This is a genomic window from Cellulosimicrobium sp. JZ28 (assembly GCF_015327065.1).
GTDB classification, from domain to species: domain Bacteria; phylum Actinomycetota; class Actinomycetes; order Actinomycetales; family Cellulomonadaceae; genus Cellulosimicrobium; species Cellulosimicrobium funkei.
In genome coordinates, this window is sequence record NZ_CP017660.1 from 1,621,992 (window position 1) to 1,648,381 (window position 26,390).

Sequence of the window (26,390 nt, forward strand, 5' to 3'; positions counted from 1 at the left end):
GTGTCTGACGTCGTCTCGTCACCACTCACCATCACCCTCGACGCGGAGGAGACCACGGTGACGACGGGCACGACGGGCACGGACCTGTTCGCGTCGCGTCGCGACGTCGTCGTGATCCGCGTGAACGGGGAGCTCAAGGACCTCGACACACCGGTCGCGGACGGCGACGTCGTCGAGGGCGTGACGATCGACTCGCCGGACGGCCTCGCGGTGCTGCGGCACTCGGCCGCGCACGTGCTCGCGCAGGCCGTCCAGCAGGTCAACCCGGACGCGAAGCTGGGCATCGGCCCGCCGATCACGGACGGGTTCTACTACGACTTCGACGTCGAGACGCCGTTCACCCCCGAGGACCTCAAGGCCCTCGACAAGGCGATGTCGCGCATCATCAAGGAGGGCCAGACCTTCCGCCGCCGTGTGGTCACCGAGGACGAGGCACGCGCCGAGCTCGCGCACGAGCCGTACAAGCTCGAGCTCATCGGGCTCAAGGGCGCCGGCACCGAGGACGACACCGAGGGCGCGAACGTCGAGGTCGGCGGCGGCGAGCTGACGATCTACGACAACGTGCGCGGCGCCGGGCGCGAGAGCGAGACGGTGGTCTGGAAGGACCTGTGCCGTGGCCCGCACCTGCCGAGCACGCGCCTGATCGGCAACGGCTACCAGCTCATGCGCTCGGCCGCGGCCTACTGGCGCGGCAGCGAGAAGAACCCGCAGCTCCAGCGCATCTACGGCACGGCGTGGCCGACGAAGGACGAGCTCAAGGCGTACCTCGAGCGGCTCGCGGAGGCGGAGCGGCGCGACCACCGCCGGCTCGGCAACGAGCTCGACCTGTTCTCCTTCCCGGAGGAGATCGGCTCGGGCCTGCCGGTGTTCCACCCCAACGGCGCGACGATCCGCATGGAGATGGAGGAGTACTCGCGCAAGCGGCACGTCGAGGCCGGCTACTCGTTCGTCAGCACGCCGCACATCACCAAGGCGAACCTGTTCCAGACGTCGCGCCACCTCGACTGGTACGCCGACGGCATGTACCCGCCGATGCACCTGGACGAGGAGCTCGACGACGACGGCAACGTCAAGCGGGCCGGCCAGGACTACTACCTCAAGCCGATGAACTGCCCGATGCACAACCTCGTGTACCGCTCGCGCGGGCGGTCGTACCGCGAGCTGCCGCTGCGGCTGTTCGAGTTCGGCACGGTGTACCGCTACGAGAAGTCGGGCGTCGTGCACGGGCTGACGCGGGCGCGCGGCTTCACGCAGGACGACGCGCACATCTACACCACGCGCGAGCAGATGCGCGACGAGCTGGGCTCGCTGCTCTCGTTCGTGCTGGACCTCCTGCGCGACTACGGGCTCGACGACTTCTACCTCGAGCTGTCGACGCGCGACCCGGAGAAGTCGGTGGGCGACGACGCCACGTGGGAGGAGGCGACCGAGGTCCTGCGCCAGGTCGCGACGGAGTCGGGCCTCGAGCTCGTCGCCGACCCGGGCGGCGCGGCGTTCTACGGCCCCAAGATCTCGGTCCAGGCGAAGGACGCGATCGGCCGCACGTGGCAGCTCTCGACGATCCAGCTCGACTTCTTCGAGCCGGAGCTGTTCGAGCTCGAGTACACGGCGTCCGACGGCACGCGCCAGCGTCCCGTGATGATCCACCGCGCGCTGTTCGGCTCGATCGAGCGGTTCTTCGGGATCCTCGTCGAGCACTACGCCGGCGCGTTCCCCGCGTGGCTCGCGCCCGTCCAGGTCGTGGCGGTCCCCGTCGCGGAGCCGTTCAACGACTACGTGGCCGACGTCGTCGCGCAGCTCAGGGCGCAGGGGATCCGCGCGGAGGTCGACTACTCCGACGACCGGTTCGGCAAGAAGATCCGCAACGCCAGCACGCGCAAGGTCCCGTTCGTCCTCATCGCGGGCGGCGAGGACGCCGAGGCGGGCGCCGTGTCGTTCCGCTACCGCGACGGCCGCCAGGACAACGGCGTGCCCGTCGCCGAGGCCGTCGAGCGGATCGTCTCCGCCGTGCGCGACCGCGTCCAGGTCTGACGGCGCGTGAGCGACGAGCGCACGGGGGCGCCCGGCGCGGCCGACGAGGCCGCGCCGGGCGCCGCACCCGACCCCGCGACCGGTGCGACGGTCGAGACGCCGGACGCGCACCCACGGTTCGACGACGGCCTGGACCGGCTCTGGACGCCGCACCGCATGGTGTACATCGGAGGGCAGGACAAGCCCGCGGACGACTCGCGCGGCCAGTGCCCGTTCTGCCGCGTGCCGGACCGCACGGACGAGGACGGGCTGATCGTCGCGCGCGGCCGGACCGCGTACGTCGTGCTCAACCTCTACCCGTACAACCCGGGCCACCTCATGGTCGTGCCGTACCGGCACGTGTCCGACTACACGGACCTCACGGAGGCCGAGACGGTCGAGGTCGCGCACCTCACGCAGACGGCCATGCGGGTCGTGCGTGCGGTGTCCGCGCCCGACGGCTTCAACCTCGGCATGAACCAGGGCGCGGTCGCGGGTGCGGGCATCGCCGCGCACCTGCACCAGCACGTCGTGCCGCGCTGGGCGGGGGACGCCAACTTCCTGCCGATCGTCGCGCAGACGAAGGCCGTGCCGGAGCTGCTCGCCGACACGCGGGCGCGGCTCGCGGCCGCCTGGCCGACCACCGGCGAGGGGGACGACGCCTGATGTTCGGTCGCCTGCGCGCGCTCACCACGCGCCTGTTCACGCCGCTCGCCGCGTTCCTCCTGCGCGTCGGGGTGAGCCCGGACGCGGTGACGGTCACGGGGACGCTCGGCGTCGTCGTCGGCGCGCTGTGGCTCTTCCCCACGGGCCACCTGTTCGCCGGGGTCATGGTCGTCATGGTCTGCGCCTTCGCCGACGTGCTCGACGGCGTCATGGCGCGCCGCGCCGGCCGGTCGGGTCCCTGGGGTGCGTTCCTCGACTCGACGCTCGACCGGCTCGCGGACGCCGCCGTGTTCGTCGGGCTCACGCTGTGGTTCGTCCGCGCCGACGACCCGCGCCTCACGCCCGACCTCGCCGCGTGGGGGACCGTCGTCGCTCTCGCGTGCCTCGCGCTCGGCGCCGTCGTGCCGTACGCGCGGGCTCGCGCCGAGAGCGTCGGCATGACCGCGCAGGTCGGGATCGCCGAGCGTGCCGACCGCCTCGTCGCGGCCCTCGTCGCCGCCGGGCTCGTCGGCCTCGGCCTGCCGCCCGTCGTGCTCGTCGCGGTGCTCGGCCTGCTCGCGCTCGCGAGCGCGGTGACGGTCGTGCAGCGCGTCGCGACGGTGCGCCGCCAGGCGCTCGCCCTCTCCGCGAGCGCCTCCCGGACCGACGACACGGAGGACGGTCGCTGATGGCCCTCGACGCCGGCAAGGCGTTCACGTTCGCCTGGCGCAACGCGCGCAAGGTGCCTGACCCGCTGCTGCGCGGGCTCTTCGACGCGATCGCCGACGCGACGTGGCTCGTGCACGGCGGGGGAGTGCGCCAGCTCGAGCGCAACCTCGCGCGCGTCCGGCCCGGGCTCTCGCCGCGCGCCCTGCGCCGGCTGTCGCGCGCGGGGATGCGGTCGTACATGCGGTACTACCGGGAGGCCTTCACGCTCCCCGCCTGGACGCCGGAGCAGGTCGAGGCGCGCGTGCGGCTCGTCGGGTACGAGAACCTGGCCGAGCACCTCGGCGGCGACCGGAGCCCGGTGCTCGCGCTGTCCCACCAGGGCAACTGGGACCTCGCGGGCGCGTACGCGACCCCGCACATCGCGCCCGTGCTCACGGTCGCGGAGCGGCTGAAGCCCGACGAGCTGTTCGAGGAGTTCCTCGCGTTCCGCACCGGGCTCGGGCTCGAGATCCTCGCGCTCGGCGACGGCGACGTCTTCCGCGACCTGGTGCGCGGCGCGAGCCGGCCGGGGAAGATCATCCCGCTGCTCGCCGACCGCGACCTCACCCACCGCGGCGTCGAGGTCGACCTCTTCGGCGAGCGGGCGCGGGTCGCCGCCGGGCCCGCGGCGCTCGCCGTGAGCACGGGCGCGCCGCTCGTGCCGGCCGGCATCCACTACGAGCGGCTGCGCGGGGAGCGGCGCCGGGCCGCGGGCTCGCCCTGGGGCCTGGTCATCCGCTTCTTCCCGCGCGTCGAGATCGCGACGGACGTCCCGCGCGCCCAGCGGGTGGCCGCGGCGACGCAGTCCTGGGTCGACGCGCTGAGCGTCGCGATCCGCGAGCACCCGCAGGACTGGCACATGCTCCAGAAGGTGTTCGTCGACGACCTCGACCCCGAGCGCTACGCGCGCACGCGCGCCGCGGCGGGCGAGCCGTCCCCGGACGCGGAGCGTGCCGCATGAGCCTGCGCGTGGGCATCGTGTGCCCCTACTCGTTCGACGCCCCCGGCGGCGTGCAGTTCCACGTGCGCGACCTCGCCGAGGCGCTCATGGCGCGAGGCCACGAGGTCTCCGTCCTCGCCCCGGCCGACGACGACACGCCCGTCCCGGACTACCTCACCTCCGCCGGCGGTGCGGTGCCGGTGCGCTACAACGGCTCGGTCGCGCGGCTCACGTTCGGCCCGCGCACGGCGGGCCGCGTGCGCCGGTGGCTCGACGCCGGACGGTTCGACGTGCTGCACCTGCACGAGCCCGTGACGCCCTCGCTGAGCATGCTCGCGCTCTGGATCGCACAGGGCCCGATCGTCGCGACGTTCCACACGTCGCTCGTGCGCTCGCGCGCGCTCCAGGTCGCCTACCCCCTCGTGCGGCAGAGCCTGGAGAAGATCGACGCGCGCATCGCGGTCTCGGAGGACGCGCGGCGCACGCTGGTGGACCATCTGGGCGGCGACGCCGTCGTCATCCCCAACGGCGTGTACGTCGACACGTTCGCCGACGCCGTGCCCAGCCCGGCCTGGCAGGGCACGCCCGAGGCGCCGACGATCGCGTTCCTCGGGCGCCTCGACGAGCCGCGCAAGGGCCTGCCCGTCCTGACGGCCGCGATCCCGCGGATCCTCGCGCAGCTCCCCGGCGCACGGTTCCTCGTCGCCGGGCGCGGCGACGACGGCCGGGACGCCGCGATCGAGGCGCTCGGCGCGCACGCGTCGTCCGTCGAGTTCCTCGGTGGCGTGAGCGACGAGGACAAGGCGAGCCTGCTCGCGTCGGTGGACCTCTACATCGCGCCGCAGACCGGGGGCGAGAGCTTCGGGATCGTCCTCGTGGAGGCCATGAGCGCCGGGGCGTGCGTCGTCGCGAGCGACCTCGGCGCGTTCCGCCGGGTGCTCGACGACGGCGCCGCGGGCGTGCTGTTCCCCGTCGGCGACCCCGAGGCGCTGGCCCGCGCGGTGGTCGACGTCCTCGCGGACCCCGACGCCCGCTCCGCGCACCGCGCGCGCGCGGCCGAGTTCGTGCGACGGTTCGACTGGTCCGCGGTGACCGACCAGGTCTCCGCGGTGTACGACATGGTGCTCGCGGCGTCCGAGGCGGTCATCCCCGTGCACGAGGACCCGCGCTCGCGCCGCGGCGGGCGGCTGCTGGGCCGCGTCCGCGAGGAGGAGGTGGGTCGCCCGTGACCTGGTCCGAGACCGCCGTTCTCGTCCTCGTCGTCGCGGCCCTGGCCGCGTGGCTGCTGTGGGTCGCCGCGTCGCGGCTCGACCGCCTCCACCGCAAGGTCATGGCGTCGCGGCTGGCGCTGGACGCCCAGCTCGTGCGCCGCGCGTCGGCCGCCGTGGACCTCGCGGCGTCCGGCGAGCTCGACCCCGCGAGCTCCGTCCTCGTCGCCGAGGCCGCGCACGCCGTCCTCGACGACGACGCCGACGCGCGCCGGCTCCGCGAGCAGGTGCCCGGCCTCGTGCCGGCGAACGGCCCGCGGCCCCGGCGCCTCCTGGGCGGCATGGCGGAGTCGCGCGCGCTCGCGGAGAGCGACCTCACCGCGACCCTGCGCTCCGCGCTGGAGGACGCGGACGACCTCGCCGAGGTGCGGTCGGTCCCCGCGGGCGACGAGCTGCTCGCGACGCTGTCCGCCGCGTGGTACCGCGCCCAGCTCGCGCGCCGCTTCCACAACGAGGCCGTCGCCCAGGCGCTGCGCGTGCGCAGCAAGTGGTGGGTGCGTCTGTTCCACCTCGCGGGCCACGCGCCGATGCCCGTGACGGTCGAGCTCGACGACGCCGCGCCCGACGCGCTCGTGCGCCCTGTCGCCAGCGCGGCCACCCCCGACTGAGGGGCGGCTCTCGCGGGTCGTACCGGGCCCGGCGGTCCTCTCCCGGCCGGCCCGGGGACCGGGGCCGTGGACGGCCCGGCGATAGGATGGGGAGCGCGTGGGAGCATGTGCCGTCGAGCCTGTTCGACGGCGTCCGCGCGCGAGCGCGCGACGTTCCCCTGACCTGAAGGTGTGAGGTACCGGTGACCAACGTGGCCGACCAGAACGTCCCTGCCGAGAGCGCCCCTGGCGCCGCGACCACGGAGGGTGCCGGCGCGGTCGGCACCGCGAAGGTCAAGCGGGGGATGGCGGAGATGCTCAAGGGCGGCGTCATCATGGACGTCGTCACGCCCGAGCAGGCGAAGATCGCCGAGGACGCCGGGGCCGTGGCGGTCATGGCGCTGGAGCGCGTGCCCGCCGACATCCGCGCCCAGGGCGGCGTCTCGCGCATGTCCGACCCGGACATGATCGACGGGATCATCGAGGCCGTCTCCATCCCCGTGATGGCCAAGGCGCGCATCGGCCACTTCGTCGAGGCGCAGGTGCTGCAGTCGCTCGGCGTGGACTACGTCGACGAGTCCGAGGTCCTCACGCCCGCGGACTACGCCAACCACATCGACAAGTGGCAGTTCACCGTCCCGTTCGTGTGCGGGGCGACCAACCTCGGCGAGGCGCTGCGCCGCATCACCGAGGGCGCCGCGATGATCCGCTCCAAGGGCGAGGCCGGCACGGGCGACGTCTCCAACGCGACCACGCACATGCGCACCATCCGCGGGGAGATCCGCCGCCTCACGTCGCTCCCCGAGGACGAGCTGTTCGTCGCCGCGAAGGAGCTCCAGGCGCCGTACGAGCTCGTCAAGGAGGTCGCCGCGACCGGCAAGCTCCCGGTCGTCATGTTCACCGCCGGCGGGATCGCGACCCCGGCCGACGCCGCGATGATGATGCAGCTCGGCGCCGAGGGCGTGTTCGTGGGATCGGGCATCTTCAAGTCCGGCAACCCCGCCCAGCGCGCGGCCGCCATCGTCAAGGCCACGACGTTCTACGACGACCCCGACGTGATCGCCAAGGTCTCCCGCGGGCTCGGCGAGGCGATGGTCGGCATCAACGTCGACGACATCCCCGTCCCGCACCGTCTGGCCGAGCGCGGCTGGTGACCGACCGCCGCGCGTCGCAGCCGTCCGTCGTCGTGCCGACGACGGACGGCTGAGCCGTCGTGGCCGAGGCCGCCGGAGCGCCGTCGTCCCTGGGCCCCGACTGGGTGCTCGGGGACGACGGCCTGTACTTCCGCCGCGGCGCGCGCGTGCTGCTCCTCGACGACGCGGACCGCATCCTCCTGGCACGCGGGCACGACGTCGACCAGCCCGAGCGCTCGTGGTGGTTCACGATCGGCGGGGGAGTGGACCCGGGCGAGAGCGACGTCGACGCCGCGCTGCGCGAGGTCCACGAGGAGACGGGCCTGCTCCTCGACCCGGGCGCGCTCGTCGGTCCGGTGTACACGCGCAGCGCGATCTTCGACTTCTACCGGCAGCACTGCCGCCAGGACGAGGTGCTGTTCCTCGCGCGCGTCACCGGGGCGGACGGCGACGGCGGGCTGAGCCGCGACGGGTGGACCGACGTCGAGCTCGACGTCGTCGACGAGATGCGCTGGTGGACGCTCGACGACCTGCGCGGCGTCCAGATCGAGGTCTTCCCCGAGGGGCTGCCCGACCTCGTCGCACCGCTGCTGCACGGGTGGGACGGCGTGACGCGGCACCTCGGCACGGCGCGCGCGGACTGACCGGCGCTACGCCCGGCGGGCGATCACCCGCCACACGATCCCGCCGACGAGCAGCCCCGCGCCCAGCAGCCCGCCGCCGATCGCGACGAACCACAGCACGATCGTGCCGCCGAGCGTCGCGAAGAACGTGCCGAAGCGCCAGCCCTCGGTGACGACGAACGTCGTGCCCGCGGGCGCTGCACCCTGCGCGACGGTCACCGTGCACGTCCCGGACGCCGGCGGCGTCGCCTCGGCCACCGTCGTCGCCTGGGAGGAGCTCAGGCCGGAGCTGCCGGACACCGACGGGGCGCTCACCGTGAGGTCGCCGTCGGCGCAGGTCACGGTCACGTCCTCGACGTCGAGGCCCGCGCCGTCCGAGGACCCCGCGCGGCCCACCGCCCAGATGCTGTACGGCTGGCCGCCCGTGACCTCGAGCTCCGCCTCGCCCGGCACGTCGCCCGACGCGAGCGCCGCCGACCCGGGCCGGCCCGCGCCGTCGATCACGCCGGTCGGCAGCGCCCGGACGAACGTCGTGACGCCGAGGATCCCCGCCACGAGCGCGAGCACGAGCACGACGGCGCCGACCACGATCATCGTCGTGGCGCCGCGCGTGCTGCGCGGGGGCCGCGGCGCCGCCCCGGGGTACGGCGCCGGACCGGGCGCGGGATAGGGCTGGCCGGGGGCGGGCGGGTACGTCACGACGGCGAGGCTAGCAACCGTGGGCGCGGCCGGAGGCCCGCCGCGGGACGGGCGGCGGGGCCGCCGACGTATCATTCCCCTTCGTGACGATCACGATCGGTGTCCTGGCCCTCCAGGGCGACGTGCGCGAGCACCGCGCCGCGCTCGAGGCCGCGGGCGCCCGCACGGTCGGCGTCCGCCGCCCCGAGGAGCTCGCCGCGGTCGACGGGCTCGTGCTCCCGGGCGGCGAGTCGACGACCATCGACAAGCTCCTGCGCATCTTCGAGCTCGACGAGCCGCTCCGCGCGCGCATCGCCGAGGGTCTGCCCGTCTACGGCTCGTGCGCCGGCATGATCCTGCTCGCCGACCGCATCCTGGGCGGCACCGCCGACCAGCGCACCATCGGCGGGCTCGACGTGACGGTCCGCCGCAACGCGTTCGGCCGCCAGGTCGACTCGTTCGAGACCGACCTCGCGTTCGCCGGCCTGGCGCCGGCGGACGACGGGCGCGACGACGCACCGAGACCGGGCCGGGACGGGGACGCGGTGCACGCCGTGTTCATCCGGGCGCCCTGGGTCGAGGAGGCCGGGCCCGGGGTCGAGGTGCTCGCCCGGATCCCCGAGCACGGCGCACCCGGCATCCCGGCGGCTGCCGCCGGTAGGATCGTCGCAGTCCAGCAGGGATCGCTGCTCGCCACCTCGTTCCACCCGGAGATCTCCGGGGACGCGCGCGTGCACGAGCTGTTCGTCAGAATCGCGAAGGGGTAGGAACGCATGTCAGGGCACTCCAAGTGGGCCACGACCAAGCACAAGAAGGCGGCCATCGACGCCAAGCGCGGCAAGCTCTTCGCGAAGCTCATCAAGAACATCGAGGTCGCGGCGCGCACGGGCGGCGGTGACCCCGCGGGCAACCCGACGCTGTTCGACGCCATCCAGAAGGCGAAGAAGTCGTCGGTCCCCAACGACAACATCGACCGCGCCGTCAAGCGCGGCTCGGGCACCGGCGCCGACGCCGTCGACTACCAGACGATCATGTACGAGGGCTACGGCCCCAACGGCATCGCCGTCCTGGTCGAGTGCCTCACCGACAACAAGAACCGTGCGGCCTCCGAGGTGCGCCTCGCGTTCAGCCGCAACGGCGGCAACCTCGCCGACCCGGGCTCCGTGTCCTACCTCTTCGCGCGCAAGGGCCTCGTCGTCGTGCCGAAGGCGGAGGGCGTGACCGAGGACGACGTCATGCTCGCCGCGCTCGAGGCGGGGGCCGAGGAGGTCACCGACTCCGGCGACGTCATCGAGGTGCTGTCCGAGGCGAGCGACCTCGTTGCCGTGCGCACCGCGATCCAGGAGGCGGGGATCGAGTACGACTCCGCCGACTCGATCTGGCACCCGTCCATGGAGGTCGAGGTCGACGCCGAGGGCGCGCGCAAGATCCTGCGCCTCATCGACGCGCTCGAGGACAGCGACGACGTGCAGAACGTCTACGCCAACTTCGACGCGTCGGACGAGGTCATGGCGGAGCTCGAGAACGACGACTGACCCGGTTCGGGTCGCGTCCCGGATGGTCGGGTCGCGGCGCGGCCGGGAGATCGGCGCGCGGTCTACCATCCGCGGCGCTCGCGCCTCGCGCCGCTCCCGCCAGGCCCGCCACGACCGCGCGCCGACCTCCCGGCCCCCGCTGGCTGGTCCGTCGCCGGACCGCGTGGCACGGCCTGTCCGTGCCGTTCACGTGAAAGGGTCGAGGGGTGCGCGTTCTCGGAGTGGATCCTGGGCTGACCCGGTGCGGTGTCGGGGTGGTGGACTCCGCGCGGGGGCGGCGGGCGGAGCTCGTCGCGGTCGGGGTGATCCGGACGGACCCGGAGCTGAGCGTGGACCTGCGGCTGCTGCGGATCGCGGAGCGGCTGGACGCGTGGTTCGACGAGCACGTGCCCGACGTCGTGGCGGTCGAGCGCGTGTTCGCGCAGCACAACGTCGGGACGGTCATGGGCACCGCGCAGGCCGCGGGCATCGCGATGGTCGGGGCGGCGAAGCGGGGCGTCCCCGTCGCGCTGCACACGCCGTCGGAGGTCAAGGCCGCGGTCACGGGGAGCGGACGCGCCGGCAAGGAGCAGGTCCAGCGCATGGTCGCGGGGATCCTCGGCCTCGCGGAGCCGCCGAAGCCCGCGGACGCGGCCGACGCGCTCGCGCTCGCGATCTGCCACCTCTGGCGCCCCGCTGGCGCCCTGCAGGGCGGCGAGCGGCACGAGCTCACGGCCGCGCAGCGCGCGTGGGCGGCCGCCGAGCACGCGGCGAAGGGACGGCGCGCGCCGCGCTAGCGGCGCCGGTTCCGCCGGTCGTGCCGGTGGGGGTGCCGGCGGTCCGTGTCGGTCGGTCGGCGGGTGGGCGGCCCTTGCTAGAGTGACCGCGGTCGTACGGGTGTTCGACGCGCCCCTCGGCGCGCGGCCCGACGGCGGTCCTCGGGGCCGGCGGACCATCGGACCAGGTCGGTGCTGCCGGCCGGGAGAGGAGCCTGCGTGATCGCGTCCCTGAGCGGTGTCGTGGCGAGCGTCCAGCTCGACCGCGCCGTGCTCGAGGTCGGAGGAGTGGGCTACCTCGTCCACGCCACGCCCGCCACGCTCGCCGGCCTGCGCGTGGGGGAGACGGCGCGCCTCGCGACGAGCCTCGTCGTGCGCGAGGACTCGTTCACGCTCTACGGCTTCGCCGACGACGACGAGCGCGCCGTCTTCGAGACCGTCCAGACCGTGAGCGGCGTCGGTCCGCGCCTCGCGCTCGCGATGCTCGCCGTGCACACGCCCGACGGCCTGCGTCGTGCGGTCGCGGGTGCCGACATCGCCGCGCTCGTGCGCGTCCCGGGCATCGGCAACAAGGGCGCGCAGCGGATCGCGCTCGAGCTCGGCGACAAGCTCGGCCCGCCCACGGGCGCCGACGCCCCCGAGGCGGGATCGACCGCCTCGGCGTCGGCGCCGCGTCCGGAGGACCGGCGCGACCAGGTGGTCGAGGCGCTCGTCGGGCTCGGCTGGAACCTCAAGGCCGCGGACGACGCGGTGTCCACCGTGCTCGCCGAGGCGGGCGTCGACGTCGTCGAGGCACCCGACGTGGCGGGCGCGCTGCGTGCCGCGCTGCGGGTGCTCGGCGGGCCGAGGAGCTGACGGTGGCGACCTTCGACCAGGTGGGACTCGACGACCTCGGCGGAGACGGCACGTTCTCGTCCGAGCGCATCGTCGCGGCGGGCGCGGACGACCTCGAACGCGCGGCCGAGGCCGCGCTCCGGCCGCGCCGGCTGGAGGAGTTCGTCGGCCAGGCCGTCGTGCGCGACCAGCTGTCGCTCGTGCTCCAGGCCGCGCTCGCGCGGGGGAGCGCGCCGGACCACGTGCTCCTGTCGGGTCCGCCCGGGCTCGGCAAGACGACGCTCGCCATGATCATCGCCGCGGAGCTCGGCACGTCGCTGCGCGTGACGTCCGGGCCCGCGATCCAGCACGCCGGCGACCTCGCGGCGGTGCTGTCCTCGCTCGAGGAGGGCGAGGTCCTGTTCATCGACGAGATCCACCGGCTCGCGCGACCGGCCGAGGAGCTCCTGTACATGGCGATGGAGGACTTCCGCGTCGACGTCGTCGTGGGCAAGGGGGCCGGGGCGAGCGCCATCCCGCTCTCGCTGCCGCCCTTCACGGCGGTCGGCGCGACGACGCGCGCCGGGCTCCTGCCCGCGCCGCTGCGCGACAGGTTCGGCTTCACCGGGCACCTGGACTTCTACTCGGGCGACGAGCTCGAGCGCGTGCTGACGCGCTCGGCCGGCCTGCTGGGCGTCGCGCTCGACCCCCAGGCCGCCCGCGAGATCGCGGGGCGTTCCCGCGGCACGCCCCGCATCGCGAACCGCCTCCTGCGGCGTGTGCGTGACTGGGCGCAGGTGCGCGGCGACGGGACCATGGACCTCGCGGCCGCGCGCGCGGCCCTCGAGGTCTACGAGGTGGACCCGATCGGCCTCGACCGGCTCGACCGGGCGGTGCTCACCGCGCTGTGCACGCGCTTCAACGGCGGTCCCGTGGGCCTGACGACGCTCGCGGTGACGGTGGGCGAGGAGGCGGAGACGGTCGAGACCGTCGCCGAGCCGTACCTCGTGCGCGAGGGGCTGATCGGGCGGACGCCGCGGGGCCGCGTCGCGACCCCGGCCGCCTGGGCGCACCTCGGGCTCACCCCGCCGCGCGAGGGCGGGACGCTCTTCGACGCCTGAGGCGACGCCGGAGGTCACGAGCCCGCGAGGACGCTCCGGTGACGGCGGTCACAGGCGCTCCGCGGGTGGTCCTAGAATGGTCGGGACCCGGGCGGGCGGAACTCCGCGGCGAGACGGCTCGTTGGTGAACCGTGCGCGCACGCCTAGACTGCGCGCAGATCCCGCACAGAACAGGACACGAGACTCCGTCATGGATATCAGCTTCATCCTCATCCTCGCCCTCGCGGCGGGTGCGATGTTCCTCATGACCAGCCGCACCCGCAAGCAGCAGCGCGAGGCCCAGAACTTCCGGGCGACCCTCGCCCCCGGGCAGGAGGTGATGACGGGCTCGGGCATGTTCGGCACGGTCGTCGACGTCGACGACGAGGCCGACGTCATCACCATCGAGTCGACGCCGGGCAACCAGTCCCGGTGGCTGCGCGCCGCGATCGCCAAGCTCGTCGAGCCCCCGGTCGAGGAGACCGAGGAGACGACGGCGGACGACGCGTCGGAGGGCGCGGCCGAGTACGGCACCGCTAATGCCGACGCCGGGAGCACCACGAAGGGCGACGTCGACGACCTCGTCGTGCCCGACGACCTCTCCGGTCTGACCGACGACCGGTCGGAGAAGGACCGCGGACGCCGGGACGACGGCACCGACATCAAGTGACCCTATGCCGGTCGCTGCCGCGACCGGCCTGACGCGGTGGGCCGCGAGGCCCACCGCACACGCACGAGAAGAGACGGACAGTTGGCCACCAGCAGCACACGAGCGAGGCCCGTACGGACCCTCGTCACCCTGGGAATCCTCATCGTCGTCCTCTTCGGGTCCCTCTTCGCGGGCACGAAGCTCGACCCGAAGACCGAGGACAACCCGGGCGGGGCGAGCCTCACCCCGGGCCTCGCGCTCGATCTCGAGGGTGGCACGCAGATCATCCTGGAGCCCGTCACCACCGACGGCTCGCAGCCGACGGCCGAGGACATCAACCAGGCGATCAACGTCATCCGCCAGCGCATCGACGCGCAGGGTGTCTCCGAGGCCGAGATCACGAGCCAGGGCCGCAACAACATCGTCGTCGGCATCCCGGGGCAGCCGTCCCAGGAGACCATCGACCTCGTCAGCACCTCGGCCCAGATGCGCTTCCGCCCCGTGCTCTCCGTGGGCATGCCGACGGCGACGCCCGCCGACGAGTCCACCGACCCGGCTGCGGGCGACGACGCCGCGGCCGAGGACGCCCCGGACGCGACGGAGTCCGCGGACGCGGCCACCGACGGCGCGACGGACCCCGCGGCCGAGGACGGCACGGACCCGGCGGCCGACGCAGCGACGGACGCCCCGGCGGACGACGCCACGACGGACCCGGCGCCGGAGACGACCCGCCCGGAGAACCCGAGCGACCTCGCGCAGATCACGCCGGAGCTGCAGGCGCAGTTCGACGCGCTCGACTGCACGCTCCCCGAGAACCTCGTGGGCGGCGACAGCGGCCCGACCGACAGCGCGTTCGTCTCGTGCGCCGACGACGGCACGGCCAAGTACATCCTCGGCCCGGTCGAGATCGAGGGCACCGACATCTCGAACGCGAGCTCCGGCCTGCGCGTCGGGCAGAACGGCGTCGTCACCAACGAGTGGGTCGTCAACATCGAGTTCGACTCCGAGGGCACCAAGGCCTTCCGTGAGGTCACGACGCGTCTCACGACGCTGCCGTCGCCGCAGAACCAGTTCGCGATGGTCCTCGACGGCCTCGTCATCTCGGCACCCGTCTCGCAGGTCGCGATCCCCGACGGCAAGGCCGAGATCTCGGGCAGCTTCACGCGCGACAGCGCGGCGACGCTCGCGAACCAGCTCAACTTCGGCTCGCTGCCCCTGACGTTCGAGGTGCAGAGCCAGGAGCAGATCTCCGCGACGCTCGGCTCCGAGCAGCTCGAGAAGGGTCTGCTCGCGGGCGCGATCGGCCTGCTGCTGGTCGTCATCTACTCGCTCTTCCAGTACCGCGTGCTCGGCCTGGTCACCGTCGCGTCGCTCGGCATCGCGGCCGTCGTGACGTTCGGCGTGATCTCGGTGCTCTCGTGGACGATCGGGTACCGCCTGTCGCTCGCCGGCGTCGCGGGGCTCATCGTCGCGATCGGTATCACCGCGGACTCGTTCATCGTGTACTTCGAGCGCATCCGCGACGAGCTGCGCGACGGCCGGACGCTGAACTCCGCGGTGGAGAAGGGCTGGCAGCGCGCCCGCCGCACGATCCTCGCCTCGGACGCGGTGAACTTCGTCGCCGCGGTGGTCCTGTACTACCTGGCGGTCGGCGGCGTGCGCGGCTTCGCGTTCACGCTGGGCCTGACCACCCTGGTCGACCTGATCGTGGTGTTCCTCTTCACGCACCCGCTCATGCAGCTCCTCGCCCGGACCAAGTTCTTCGCGAACGGCCACCCGGCGTCGGGCCTCGACCCGCGGCGCCTCGGGGTGCGCGGCACGCGGTACGCAGGTCGCGGCCGCGTCGTCGGGGCGACCTCGACGGCACCCGCGGACGGCGGCGACGTCGTCCAGGACGCGCCGGTGCAGGACGCCCCGGCGCACGAGCGCACGGCGCCCGTCCGGGAGACGGTCGGTGCCGGCGTCGGCCGGTCCGACGGCCCGCGCATGACCATCGCCGAGCGCCGTGCCGCCGAGCGGCGGGCCGCCGCCTCCGCGGACGGCGACGAGGGGTCCCCGGCCGCTGACGCGGCGGGCGACGAGAACGAGGAGAAGCACTGATGGCCAGCGGTTTCGCCCAGTGGGGCAACGACCTGTACACGGGCCGCCGGTCCTACGCCATCGTCGCCAAGCGGCGCGCCTACTTCGTGGTGGCGCTCGTCCTGGTCGTCCTGTCCCTCGGCATCATCGGGGTCCGGATCGCCGGTGACGGGCTCAACCTCGGCATCGAGTTCCGCGGCGGGTCGGAGTTCACCGTCTCGGGCGTCTCGGACACCTCGCAGCAGCCGGCGCTCGACGCCGTCGCGGCGGTCGCCCCCGAGGAGGTGCCGCGCGTCACCTCGGTGGGCTCCAGCACCGTGCGGGTGCAGACGGCGGAGCTCAGCAACGCGCAGGTCGAGCAGGTCGCCGTCGAGCTCGCGAGCGCGTACGACGTGTCCGAGGGGGAGGTGACGAGCTCGTACATCGGCCCCACCTGGGGCAAGGACGTCTCCCAGAAGGCGATCGTCGGCCTCGTCGTCTTCCTGCTCCTCGTGAGCCTGGTCATGACGATCTACTTCCGGAACTGGCGCATGGCGCTCGCCGCGGTCATCGCGCTGTTCCACGACCTCATCGTCACGGTGGGCATCTACGCGGCGATCGGCTGGGAGATCACGCCGGCGACGGTGATCGGCCTCCTGACGATCCTCGCGTACTCGATCTACGACACGGTCGTGGTCTTCGACAAGGTCCGCGAGAACACCGCGGGCGTCCTCGACCAGACGCGCAGCACCTACGCCGAGCGGGCCAACCTCGCGATCAACCAGACGCTCGTGCGCTCGATCAACACGTCCGTCGTCGCGCTGCTCCCCGTCGCGGGCATCCTCTTCATCGGGGCGTTCCTGCTGGGCGCGGGCACGCTGCGCGACATCGCGCTCGCGCTCTTCGTCGGCATGGCCGTCGGCGCGTACTCGTCGGTGTACCTCGCGACGCCGCTCGAGGTCGCGCTGCGCGAGCGCGAGAAGCCGATCCAGGAGCACACGGCCAAGGTCCTCGCGCTGCGCGCGGAGCGGGCCGAGGTCGCGGGCGACGAGGAGGACGCCGCGCTCGCGGCGGCCGGCGTCGGGGCGGGGCACCGCCAGCTCCAGCCGGGCGCGCACCAGGGCAACAAGGCGCAGCCGCGCCGCCGTCGTCCCCGATGACGGCACCCGGTCACGTGCCGGCCGGCGAGGCGGGCGGCCTGCGCGCCGTCCACCTCGCCGGGCTCGGCCCGGAGCGCGCCTCGCGCGTGCTCGAGCTCGTCCGTGCCGTGCCGGACTACCCGGGACCAGGGATCGTCTTCCGGGACATCACCGGCCTGCTGGCAGACGGCGACGCCTTCGGCCACGTGGTCGAGGCGCTCGGCGACGTCGCGCGCGCCGCGGGCGGGGTCGACCTCGTCGCGGGCATGGAGGCGCGGGGCTTCCTCATCGGGGCGCCGCTCGCGACGCACCTCGGCGTCGGGTTCGTGCCGCTGCGCAAGGCGGGCAAGCTCCCGCCGCCCACGGACACCGTCACGTACGACCTCGAGTACGGCACCGCGACCATCGAGCTCCGGTCGGGAACACTGCCCCCGGGTGCGCGTGTTCTCGTGGTGGACGACGTGCTCGCGACCGGGGGCACGGCGGCCGCGGGCGCCGAGCTCGTCGAGCGCGGGGGAGGCGTCGTGGTGGGCCTGGCGTTCCTCCTCGAGCTCGAGGGTCTGGGCGGCCGCGAGCGGCTCGCGGGCCGCGAGGTGGCCACGCTGGTCCACGTCGAGTCGTAGGATTGCCACTCCGGTCGTCTCGGCTGGTCGCCGGCATCGTGCCGGTGGCCGCCGCCCTGCGGAAGGAGGCGCGCATGAGCGAGAACACCCGGACGTCGCGCGCTCCTGAGCGCGCGGGCGCCCCGACCTCCGGCACCGGCGGATCGGGCGGGCGCGGTGTGCGCTCGCGCCTCGTCCGCTTCGGCGCGCGCCCCAACGCGGGCAGCCCGGCGCTCGAGCCGGTGCTCCAGGCCGTCCGCACCAACCACCCGCGCACGGACCTGAGCGTCATCGAGCGCGCGTACGAGACCGCCGAGCGCGCCCACCGCGGCCAGCTGCGCAAGAGCGGCGACCCGTACATCACGCACCCCGTCGCGGTCGCGACGATCCTCGCCGAGCTCGGGTTCGACGGGTCGACGCTCGCCGCCGCGCTGCTGCACGACACGGTCGAGGACACCGACTACTCGCTCGCGCAGCTCACCGAGGAGTACGGCGAGGAGATCGCCATGCTCGTCGACGGCGTGACCAAGCTCGACAAGGTCACGTACGGCGACGCGGCGCAGGCCGAGACGGTGCGCAAGATGGTCGTCGCCATGGCACGGGACATCCGCGTGCTCGTCATCAAGCTCGCCGACCGCCTGCACAACGCGCGCACCTGGAAGTACGTGTCGTCGTCGTCGGCGGGTCGCAAGGCGCGCGAGACCCTCGAGATCTACGCGCCGCTCGCCCACCGCCTCGGCATGAACACGATCAAGTGGGAGCTCGAGGACCTGTCGTTCCAGGCCCTGTACCCCAAGGTGTACGACGAGATCGTCCACCTCGTCGCCGAGCGCGCGCCGGCGCGCGAGGAGTACCTGGCCGTCGTGCGCGAGCAGGTCACGGCCGACCTGCGCAGCGCGAAGATCAAGGCCACCGTCACCGGCCGGCCGAAGCACTACTACTCGATCTACCAGAAGATGATCGTGCGCGGCCACGACTTCGCGGAGATCTACGACCTCGTCGGCGCGCGCGTCCTGGTGGACAGCGTCCGGGACTGCTACGCGGCGCTCGGTGCGCTGCACGCGCGGTGGAACCCCGTGCCGGGGCGGTTCAAGGACTACATCGCGATGCCGAAGTTCAACATGTACCAGTCGCTGCACACGACGGTCATCGGGCCGGGCGGGAAGCCGGTCGAGATCCAGATCCGCACGCACGAGATGCACCGGCGCGCGGAGTACGGCGTCGCGGCGCACTGGAAGTACAAGGAGACCGCGAAGTCGGGCGGCAAGACGGCGAAGGACGACGCCGCGGCCAACGACATGCGGTGGCTGCGCCAGCTCGTGGACTGGCAGCGCGAGACGGCCGACCCGGCCGAGTTCCTCGACTCGCTGCGCTTCGAGATCGGCGGCGCGGAGGTCTACGTCTTCACCCCCAAGGGCGACGTCATGGCGCTGCCGGCGGGCTCGACGCCGGTCGACTTCGCCTACGCGGTGCACACCGAGGTCGGGCACCGGACCATGGGCGCGCGCGTCAACGGGCGGCTCGTCCCGCTCGACTCGACGCTCGAGAACGGCGACTCGGTCGACGTCCTCACCTCGAAGTCCGAGAACGCGGGTCCGAGCCGTGACTGGCTCGCCTTCGTCAAGAGCCCGCGGGCGCGCAACAAGATCCGGCAGTGGTTCTCCAAGGAGCGCCGCGAGGAGGCCGTCGAGCACGGCAAGGACGCGATCGCCAAGGCGATGCGCAAGCAGAACCTGCCGATCCAGCGCCTGCTGTCGCACGAGTCGCTCGTCGCGCTCGCCAACGAGCTCCGCTTCGCGGACGTCACCGCGCTGTACGCGGCGATCGGCGAGGGCCAGGTGTCGGCGGCGAACGTCGTCTCCAAGCTCGTCCAGGCGATGGGGGGCGAGGAGGGCACGGTCGAGGACGTCGCCGAGACCGCGCGCCCCGGGAACACCGCGCGCCGCGTGCGCACGGGCGACCCGGGCGTCATGGTCAAGGGCGTCGACGACATCTGGGTCAAGCTCGCGAAGTGCTGCACCCCGGTCCCGGGCGACGAGATCATCGGCTTCGTCACGCGCGGGCAGGGCGTGAGCGTGCACCGCGCGGACTGCGCGAACGTCGTCGGGCTGCGCAACCAGCCCGAGCGGATCGTCGACGTCTCGTGGACCACGGGGAGCAACGCGATGTTCCTCGTGCAGATCCAGGTCGAGGCGCTCGACCGTGCGCGCCTGCTCTCCGACGTGACGCGCGTCCTGTCGGACAACCACGTGAACATCCTCTCGGCGACCGTCTCGACCTCGAACGACCGCGTGGCGATGTCGCGCTTCGTCTTCGAGATGGCGGAGCCCGCGCACCTCGCGCAGGTCCTCAGCGCGGTCCGCAAGGTCGACGGCGTGTTCGACGTCTACCGCATCACGGGGACGAAGGCCGCCGAGACGGCGCAGCTCCCCGCCTGAGCCCGCGGGCGGCACGCTGACCGAGGCCACCACGCCGCGCAGGGCGGCAGACCCGGTGGCAGCATCGGCACATGGACCTGCCCGTCATGCCCCCCGTGCTGCCCATGCTCGCGAAGTCCGTGCCCGCCGTGCCCGAGCCCGACGCCGTCGACGGCGGGTACGTGTACGAGCCGAAGTGGGACGGCTTCCGCGCGATCGTGTACCGCGACGGCGACGAGGTGCGGCTCGACAGCAGGAACGCGCGGCCCATGGACCGCTACTTCCCCGAGGTCGTCGAAGCGGTGCGGGCCGCGCTGCCGCCCCGGTGCGTGGTCGACGGCGAGATCGTCGTCGCGCGGGACGGTCGCCTCGAGTTCGAGGTGCTCCAGCAGCGCATCCACCCGGCGGCGTCGCGCGTGCGCCTGCTCGCGGAGCAGACCCCCGCGGCCCTCGTCGTGTTCGACGTGCTCGCGCTCGGGGACGAGGACCTCACGCGCGCGCCGCTCGCGCGGCGTCAGGAGGTGCTCGACTCCCTGGGCCTCGACGGCCCGTCCGTGCACGCCACGCCCCGCACGCGCGACGTCGCCGTGGCGCGGGAGTGGTTCGACACGTTTGAGGGGGCGGGCCTCGACGGCGTCGTCGCCAAGCCGCTCGACGGCACCTACCAGCCGAACAAGCGCGCGATGCTCAAGATCAAGCACGGCCGCGAGGCGGACGTCGTGCTCGCGGGGTACCGCCTGCACAAGACGTCGACCCCCGCGAAGCCGCTCCTCGGCTCGCTCCTGCTCGGCCTGTACGACGACGCGGGCCAGCTCCAGTTCGTCGGCGTCGCCGCGTCGTTCCCGACGGCGCGGCGCGCCGCGCTGGTCGAGGAGCTCGCGCCGCTCGTCGTCGAGCCGGGCACGCCGGACGCGGACGCGCACCCGTGGTCCGGGTGGGAGAACCCCGCCGGCGAGCGGATGCCGGGTGCGGTGTCGCGCTGGAGCTCGGGCAAGGACCTGTCGTTCACGCCGCTGCGCCCGGAGCGCGTGCTCGAGGTCGCCTACGACCACATGGAGGGCTCCCGGTTCCGGCACACCGCGCAGTTCCGGCGCTGGCGCGACGACCGTGACCCGGAGTCGTGCACCTACGAGCAGCTCGAGGAGCCGGTGCGCTACGACCTCACGGGCATCCTGCCCGGGGCACCCGGCGTCGACTGACGCCGCCCGCACCCGCGTGGTCGCGGCACGTCAGTCCCGGGCGCGGTCCCGGTCCTTGCTCGGCTGGACGCGCTTGGGCTCGCCGGGCATCTTCGGGTACTCGGGCGGGTAGGGGAGGTCCCCGAGCCCGTGCTCGGCCTCGTCGCGGCGGGACAGCTCCAGGGCGGGCTCGAGCGACGCGCCCGGGTCCTCCCGGTCGGCGCGCAGGGGTGCGAAGAGGTCGCCGACCGCGGCGAGGCGCGCGGGCATCGACAGCACGTCGAAGTCGTCCGGGTGGACGTCGCCGAGCTCCTCCCAGCGCAGGGGAGCGGACACCGTCGCGCGCTGGTTGGAGCGGATCGAGTAGGCCGACGCGATCGTGCGGTCGCGCGCCATCTGGTTGTAGTCGACGAAGATCTTGGCGCCGCGCTCCTCCTTCCACCACTTCGTGGTGACCTGGTCCGGGAGGCGGCGTTCGAGCTCACGACCGATCGCGATCGTCGCGCGGCGCGCGGCCACGAAGTCCCACTCGGGCGCGACCGGGACGAACACGTGGATCCCGCGGCCGCCCGACGTCTTGGGGTAGCCGGGGAGGCCGAGCTCGTCGAGGACCTCGCGCAGGTGCGGTGCGACGCGCACCGCGTCGTCGAAGTCGGTGCCCGGCTGCGGGTCGAGGTCGATGCGGAGCTGGTCCACCGCCTCGACGTCCCCGCCGCGCACGGGCCACGGGTGGAACGTCAGCGTGCCGAGGTTGGCCGCCCAGGCGACGACGGCGAGCTCCGTGGGGCACACCTCGTCGGCCGTGCGCCCGCTCGGGAACGCGATGCGCGCGGTCTGCACCCACTCCGGTGCGCCCTTCGGGATGCGCTTCTGGTAGAACGCGTCGCCGGTGTTGTCCGTGCGCGTGCTCATGCGGGCGCCCTCGAACACGCCCTTGGGCCAGCGCTCGAGCGTCGTCGGGCGGTCGACCAGGGCGCCGAGGATGCCGTCGCCCACGTCGAGGAAGTACTGCACGACGTCGAGCTTGGTGAGCCCGCGCGCGGGGAAGACGACGCGGTCCGGGCTCGTGACGCGCACGGTCCGTCCTCGGACGTCGAGCTCCACGGGGGGAGTCGTGGCTGCGGCCATGCCGACCAACCTAGACCGGGTCGTCGGTCCCGGCGAGCAGGAGCGCGAGGGTGCGCCGCGCCTGCGCGCGGCCGGCCCACCGGTGGCGCAGCTCGAGCGACCGCGCCGCCGTACGAGCGTCGAGCCCGCACACCGCCTCCAGCCGGCGCAGGGTGCTCAGCGCCTGCACCGGCTCGCACCGGGTGGCGACGTCGAGCGCGGTCCGCAGCACCGACGTGACGAGGACGCCCGCGACGAGGTTCGTCTCGTCGCGCAGCACGTGCGCCTGCCGCGCCGCCCGGCCCCGCCGCGGCGGCGGGCGATGACGCCCGGGCGGGTGGACGACGTCGAGCACCCGGGGCGGCGCGGAGCCGCACAGCACCCACGCGGCGGCCGCGCCCGCGAGCACCGTGCCGCGCGGCACCTGGTCGCGGACGGCGAGCGCCCGCAGCGTGGGGGTGACGGGGACGCTCACCGGAGCGGCGACGTCGCCCCACAGCCGACGCAGGGCGCCCGCGCGGACGAGCTCCTGGAAGGCCGCCGGCCCGCCGACCTCCTCCGGGACGACGAGGAGGCCGACCTCCGGTCCCGGCGGCGCGAGCAGGTGCGCGAGCGCGGCGGCGGGGACGTGCCCCGTGGCGCGGGCGGGTACGGCGTGGTCGGGCGCGGTCGTGGCTGCGGGCACGGCCCTACCGTGCCGCACGGCCGTGGGGACACGGAAGGGCCGGCGCTCGTCTGTGGACGAGCGCCGGCCCTGCGACCGAGCGGGAGTGCGTCAGCCCCGCGAGTCCTCCGCCGCGCGGACGACCTGCTCGAGCCAGGAGCGCCGCGCGGCGAGCGCCGTCTCGGCCTCCTTGACCGCGCGCGCGTCCCCGCGGCTCTGCGCGGCGGCGAGGTCGGCCTCGAGCGCCTCGATCGCGGCCTCGAGCTGTGCCGCCGCACCCTCCGCGCGGGCGCGCGTCTCGGGGTTGCTCCGCGTCCACTGCGCCTGCTCGGCGTCGCGGACCGCGTTCTCGACGGCACGCAGGCGGCCCTCGACGCGCTGCAGGTCGCCGCGCGGCACGCGGCCGGCCTCCTCCCAGCGCTCCTGGAGGTCGCGCAGCGCCGCCTTGGCTGCGGCGAGGTCCTTGACGGGCACGAGCGCCTCCGCCTCGGTGAGCAGCGCCTCCTTGACCTCGAGGTTCGCCGCGTACTCGGCGTCCGTCGCGGAGTTCACCGCGTCGCGCGCCTGGAAGAACGTGTCCTGGGCGGCGCGGAAGCGGGCCCACAGCGCGTCGTCGTCCTTGCGGCTCGCCCGGCCCGCGGCCTTCCAGCGCGCCATGAGGTCGCGGTACGCGCCCGCCGTCGGGCCCCAGTCGGTGCTCGACGACAGCGCCTCGGCCTCCGCGACCAGCTTCTCCTTCGCGGCCTTGGCGGAGGCGTTGCGCTGCTCGAGCTCGGCGAAGTAGTGCCGGCGCTCGCGGTCGAACGCGGTGCGCGCGTGGCTGAACCGCTTCCACAGCGCCTCCTCGCTCGCGCGGTCGATGCGCGGTCCCGAGCGCTGGGCCTCCTTCCAGCGCTCCAGCAGCCCGCGCAGCTCCTCGCCCGCGGGCCGCCACTGCATGCGGCTCGGGTCGGTCGCGGCGATCTTCTCCGCAGCCTCGATGATCTCCGTGCGGGCCTCGAGAGCCGCGGCCTTCGCCGCGGCGCGCTCCGCCTCGAGCTGTGCGCGACGCTCGGCAGCGGCGCCGCGCAGCGACTCGACCTGCGCCCGGAGCCCGTCGAGGTCGCCGACCGCGGAGGGCTCCGCGGTCTCCTCGGTGAGCCGGGCGATCGTCTGGTCGATCTCCTTGACCGACAGGTCCGTGCTCGTCAGCCGCGCCTCGAACAGCGCGACCTTCGCCTGGAGGTCGAGGTAGCGGCGCACGTACAGCGTGAGGGCCTCGTCGGCGCCGACGCCCGGGAACTGCCCGACGGAGCGCTCGCCCGCGCTCTCGCGGACGTACACCGTGCCGTCCTCGTCGACCCGACCGAACGCGGCGGCGGCCTTGGCGGCAGCCGAGTCGTCGGCCAGCGCCGGGACGGCCGGGACCTCCGGCACGACGGCCGCTGCGGCGGGAGCGCCCGCGGCCGGGGCGGCCGGCTTGCGCGGTGGGTGCGGGAGCGCCGACGGCTTGGGCCGCGGCCCGGGACGCGGGGCGGCGGGCCGGGGTGCCGCCCCGGCGGGTGCCGTCGTCTCAGCGGGTGCCGTCGCCCCGGTGGTGGGAGCTGCGTCGTCGGCTGCGTCGGCGGCAGGCGCCTCCGCTGCCGCGGCAGCGGGCGTGTCGGTCTCGGCCTCGGCGGCGGGAGCGTCGTCGGCCGCGGGGGCCCCGGTCTGCTCGGCCTCGGGGGCGGTCTCGGCCTCCGCTGCCGGTGCGTCGGTCGCCTCGGCCTCGGCGGCAGGCGTGGCCTCCACCTGCTCGGCCGGGGCGGCGACCTCGGCCGCGGCGGAGGCGGGACCCTCGTCGGTGGCCTCGGTGGCCTCGGTGGCCTCGGTGGCCTCGGTGGCCTCGGTGGCCTCGGTGGCCTCGGTGGCCTCGGTGGCCGAGGTGGCCGAGGTGGCCTCCGGCGTCGGCTCCACGTCTGTCGCGTCGACCCGTCCGGTCTCGCTCGCCTCCGCGGGCTCCGGTGCCGGTGCGCTCGCCTGGTTCTGGGCGGGATCGCTCACTGGGTCTCAACTCCTTCGATGGTGACCGGGGTGGCGGGGGACCCGTCGCCGGATCCGTCCTGCGTCCCCGCGTCAGCGACTGCCTGGACGACGTCCAGGCCGGACGTGATGGTGCCGAACACCGTGTAACCACCCGCCGCGTCGGACGGGATGGTCGAGTCCTCGTAGACGAGGAAGAACTGCGAGCCCATCGAGTCGCCGTCCCCGCCCTGGCGGGCCATCGCGACGGTCCCCGCGGGGTAGACGTCGTCGGTGGGGGCGTTCTCGACGGGGCCGAACTTGTAGCCCGGGTCACCCGTGCCGGTGCCCGTCGGGTCGCCGCACTGGAGCACGTAGATGCCCGACGTCGTGAGGCGGTGGCACGACGTGCCGTCGAAGTACCCGGACTCGGCGAGGGACACGAAGCTCGCGACCGCCTGCGGGGCGGCCGCGCCGTCGAGCGTGAGCGTGAGGTCGCCCGCGCTCGTGGTGAGCGTCGTGGTCCAGTCACGGCCCTCGGCGGCGGACGCGGGCGGCAGGGTGTGCTCGCCCGACGGCGCCGCGCCCGTGCCTCCGCCCGGGTCGGTGCCGGGATCCTGGGTGGCGGCGAGCGCCCACCAGACGGCGACGCCGATCACGACGAGCGCGACGACGACGCCCACGATCGACCACGTGCGCTGGCGCTTCGCCCGGAGCTGGGCCACGTGACGGTCCCACTTCTCCTCACGACGACGCGCCTGCTCGCGCTCGCGACTCTTCGTCGACACCCCAGCTCCTTCGTCCGGCGCCGCGACGGCGCGCACGGTCGACCCCGGTGCGGCCGTGGTCGGTACGGGACAGTCTAGGCACCGAGAACCCTGGTGGCGGGTGGATTTGCCGCGCGCAGGTCACGGTCCGGTATCGACGCCGCCGCCCGAAACCCGTCCTGCGCTCGCCCGGAGCCGCCCCGCCGCCCGTGCCGCGGGCTACCCTCGCCCTCGTGGACCGACCTCGTGGCACGACGCCGACTCCCTCTGCCGAGCACGGCCCGACCCCGCCCGGACCGGCCGTGCACGTGGTGGTGGCGCCCGTCTTCGGCACGAACTGCACGGTCGTGAGCGCCCCGGGCGGCGACTGCGTCGTGGTCGACGCGGGGGCGGGGGTCGCGGACGCCGTCGTCGGGCACGTCCGCTCCGCGGGCCTCGTGCCCCGCGCCGTCCTCGCGACGCACGGCCACGTCGACCACACGTGGGACGCCGCGGCGCTCGCCGACCGCTTCGGGGTGCCCGTCGTGCTGCACGCGGCCGACGCGTACCGGCTCGCGGACCCGTTCGGGAGCCTGGAGCACGGCGGGTCCGCCGCGAGCCGGCCGGGCGCCGTCGTGTCCGGCCCGCTCGGCGCGGCGCTCGCGGCGGCAGGCGCCGGGCCGCAGGACTACCGCGAGCCGGGCCGCGTCGAGACGTTCGACGTGCCCGCGGGCGGCGAGCGGGAGCTGCGCTGGGGCGGCGTCGCGCTGCGCGCGGTGGGCGCGCCCGGGCACACCGAGGGCTCCACGCTCTACGTGGTCGGCGAGCCGGGATCGGGCCTCGTGCTCAGCGGCGACGTCCTCTTCGCGGGCTCCGTCGGCCGTACCGACCTGCCGGGCGGGGACGGCGCGACGATGGCCCGCACCCTGCGCGACGTCGTCGCGCACCTGGACCCGGCCTGGGACGTGCTCCCGGGGCACGGGCCGGCGACGACGGTCGCGCGCGAGCTGGCGACGAACCCCTTCCTCGCCCGCTGAGCGCGGGTCCGGGGGCCG

25 protein-coding genes are annotated in these 26,390 nt (G+C 74.3%); 20 read left to right on the plus strand and 5 right to left on the minus strand.

Going from position 1 to position 26,390, the window contains the following annotated elements:
• The 8 genes from thrS to BJP59_RS07475 all read left to right on the plus strand — a co-directional run bounded on the left by thrS (position 1) and on the right by BJP59_RS07475 (position 7,935).
• Positions 1-2,031: a threonine--tRNA ligase gene (thrS, locus tag BJP59_RS07440; RefSeq protein WP_194522596.1), complete on the plus strand. Its 2,031-nt coding sequence runs from the start codon at positions 1-3 to the stop codon at positions 2,029-2,031.
• A gap of 6 nt (positions 2,032-2,037) precedes the next feature.
• On the plus strand, positions 2,038-2,676 hold the full coding sequence (locus BJP59_RS07445; protein ID WP_371810610.1) for an HIT family protein: 639 nt from the start codon (positions 2,038-2,040) through the stop codon (positions 2,674-2,676).
• A complete protein-coding gene (gene pgsA, locus BJP59_RS07450; protein WP_034652127.1) occupies positions 2,676-3,344 on the plus strand; it encodes a phosphatidylinositol phosphate synthase in 669 nt (222 codons plus the stop codon). The genes BJP59_RS07445 and pgsA overlap by 1 nt, the downstream gene beginning before the upstream one ends.
• Entirely contained in the window at positions 3,344-4,324 is a 981-nt protein-coding gene (locus tag BJP59_RS07455) for a phosphatidylinositol mannoside acyltransferase (protein WP_194522597.1), read from the plus strand. Before pgsA ends, BJP59_RS07455 begins: the two co-directional genes overlap by 1 nt.
• A 2-nt stretch (positions 4,325-4,326) precedes the next feature.
• A complete protein-coding gene (locus BJP59_RS07460) occupies positions 4,327-5,532 on the plus strand; it encodes a glycosyltransferase family 4 protein (protein ID WP_194522976.1) in 1,206 nt (401 codons plus the stop codon).
• Positions 5,529-6,179, plus strand: coding sequence for a hypothetical protein (locus BJP59_RS07465; protein ID WP_194522598.1), 651 nt, complete (start codon positions 5,529-5,531; stop codon positions 6,177-6,179). Before BJP59_RS07460 ends, BJP59_RS07465 begins: the two co-directional genes overlap by 4 nt.
• A 191-nt stretch (positions 6,180-6,370) precedes the next feature.
• Positions 6,371-7,312: a pyridoxal 5'-phosphate synthase lyase subunit PdxS gene (gene pdxS, locus BJP59_RS07470; protein WP_034652135.1), complete on the plus strand. Its 942-nt coding sequence runs from the start codon at positions 6,371-6,373 to the stop codon at positions 7,310-7,312.
• A 59-nt stretch (positions 7,313-7,371) separates the two neighbouring features.
• Positions 7,372-7,935, plus strand: a complete 564-nt coding sequence (locus BJP59_RS07475) for an NUDIX hydrolase (protein WP_021482741.1) — start codon at positions 7,372-7,374, stop codon at positions 7,933-7,935.
• 6 nt (positions 7,936-7,941) lie between these two features.
• Here the strand turns inward: BJP59_RS07475 and BJP59_RS07480 are convergent, their stop codons facing one another.
• Positions 7,942-8,613, minus strand: coding sequence for a hypothetical protein (locus BJP59_RS07480; protein ID WP_194522599.1), 672 nt, complete (start codon positions 8,611-8,613; stop codon positions 7,942-7,944).
• Between the two features lie 83 nt (positions 8,614-8,696).
• Between BJP59_RS07480 and pdxT the strand changes: the two genes are divergently transcribed.
• From pdxT to BJP59_RS07535, 11 genes are all read left to right on the plus strand, one after another.
• Positions 8,697-9,359 (plus strand): pyridoxal 5'-phosphate synthase glutaminase subunit PdxT, encoded by a 663-nt coding sequence (pdxT, locus tag BJP59_RS07485; protein WP_194522600.1) that lies wholly within the window; start codon positions 8,697-8,699, stop codon positions 9,357-9,359.
• 6 nt (positions 9,360-9,365) lie between these two features.
• Entirely contained in the window at positions 9,366-10,127 is a 762-nt protein-coding gene (locus tag BJP59_RS07490; RefSeq protein WP_021483558.1) for a YebC/PmpR family DNA-binding transcriptional regulator, read from the plus strand.
• A gap of 206 nt (positions 10,128-10,333) precedes the next feature.
• A complete protein-coding gene (ruvC, locus tag BJP59_RS07495) occupies positions 10,334-10,903 on the plus strand; it encodes a crossover junction endodeoxyribonuclease RuvC (RefSeq protein ID WP_034654762.1) in 570 nt (189 codons plus the stop codon).
• Between the two features lie 198 nt (positions 10,904-11,101).
• Positions 11,102-11,737, plus strand: a complete 636-nt coding sequence (gene ruvA / locus BJP59_RS07500; protein ID WP_043651863.1) for a Holliday junction branch migration protein RuvA — start codon at positions 11,102-11,104, stop codon at positions 11,735-11,737.
• A 2-nt stretch (positions 11,738-11,739) separates the two neighbouring features.
• A complete protein-coding gene (ruvB, locus tag BJP59_RS07505; RefSeq protein WP_061267253.1) occupies positions 11,740-12,816 on the plus strand; it encodes a Holliday junction branch migration DNA helicase RuvB in 1,077 nt (358 codons plus the stop codon).
• A 190-nt stretch (positions 12,817-13,006) separates the two neighbouring features.
• Positions 13,007-13,465, plus strand: a complete 459-nt coding sequence (yajC, locus tag BJP59_RS07510; RefSeq protein WP_194522601.1) for a preprotein translocase subunit YajC — start codon at positions 13,007-13,009, stop codon at positions 13,463-13,465.
• 81 nt (positions 13,466-13,546) lie between these two features.
• A complete protein-coding gene (secD, locus tag BJP59_RS07515; protein WP_228485329.1) occupies positions 13,547-15,544 on the plus strand; it encodes a protein translocase subunit SecD in 1,998 nt (665 codons plus the stop codon).
• A complete protein-coding gene (gene secF, locus BJP59_RS07520) occupies positions 15,544-16,662 on the plus strand; it encodes a protein translocase subunit SecF (protein ID WP_043651870.1) in 1,119 nt (372 codons plus the stop codon). The genes secD and secF overlap by 1 nt, the downstream gene beginning before the upstream one ends.
• Positions 16,659-17,264, plus strand: coding sequence for an adenine phosphoribosyltransferase (locus BJP59_RS07525; protein ID WP_081895974.1), 606 nt, complete (start codon positions 16,659-16,661; stop codon positions 17,262-17,264). Before secF ends, BJP59_RS07525 begins: the two co-directional genes overlap by 4 nt.
• 74 nt (positions 17,265-17,338) lie before the next feature.
• Positions 17,339-19,681, plus strand: coding sequence for a RelA/SpoT family protein (locus BJP59_RS07530; RefSeq protein WP_043651895.1), 2,343 nt, complete (start codon positions 17,339-17,341; stop codon positions 19,679-19,681).
• 71 nt (positions 19,682-19,752) lie between these two features.
• A complete protein-coding gene (locus BJP59_RS07535; RefSeq protein WP_194522602.1) occupies positions 19,753-20,859 on the plus strand; it encodes an ATP-dependent DNA ligase in 1,107 nt (368 codons plus the stop codon).
• A gap of 30 nt (positions 20,860-20,889) precedes the next feature.
• On the opposite strand, the gene ligD is transcribed toward BJP59_RS07535, so the two are convergent.
• The 4 genes from ligD to BJP59_RS07555 all read right to left on the minus strand — a co-directional run bounded on the left by ligD (position 20,890) and on the right by BJP59_RS07555 (position 25,377).
• Positions 20,890-21,966, minus strand: a complete 1,077-nt coding sequence (gene ligD / locus BJP59_RS07540) for a non-homologous end-joining DNA ligase (protein WP_194522603.1) — start codon at positions 21,964-21,966, stop codon at positions 20,890-20,892.
• 10 nt (positions 21,967-21,976) lie between these two features.
• Positions 21,977-22,630, minus strand: a complete 654-nt coding sequence (locus BJP59_RS07545; protein WP_194522604.1) for a hypothetical protein — start codon at positions 22,628-22,630, stop codon at positions 21,977-21,979.
• A gap of 90 nt (positions 22,631-22,720) precedes the next feature.
• Positions 22,721-24,631 (minus strand): DUF349 domain-containing protein, encoded by a 1,911-nt coding sequence (locus tag BJP59_RS07550; RefSeq protein ID WP_228485330.1) that lies wholly within the window; start codon positions 24,629-24,631, stop codon positions 22,721-22,723.
• Positions 24,628-25,377, minus strand: coding sequence for a peptidylprolyl isomerase (locus BJP59_RS07555; protein WP_043657759.1), 750 nt, complete (start codon positions 25,375-25,377; stop codon positions 24,628-24,630). Before BJP59_RS07555 ends, BJP59_RS07550 begins: the two co-directional genes overlap by 4 nt.
• Before the next feature lie 290 nt (positions 25,378-25,667).
• Between BJP59_RS07555 and BJP59_RS07560 the strand changes: the two genes are divergently transcribed.
• Positions 25,668-26,372, plus strand: coding sequence for an MBL fold metallo-hydrolase (locus BJP59_RS07560; protein WP_194522979.1), 705 nt, complete (start codon positions 25,668-25,670; stop codon positions 26,370-26,372).
• Positions 26,373-26,390: the final 18 nt, after the last annotated feature.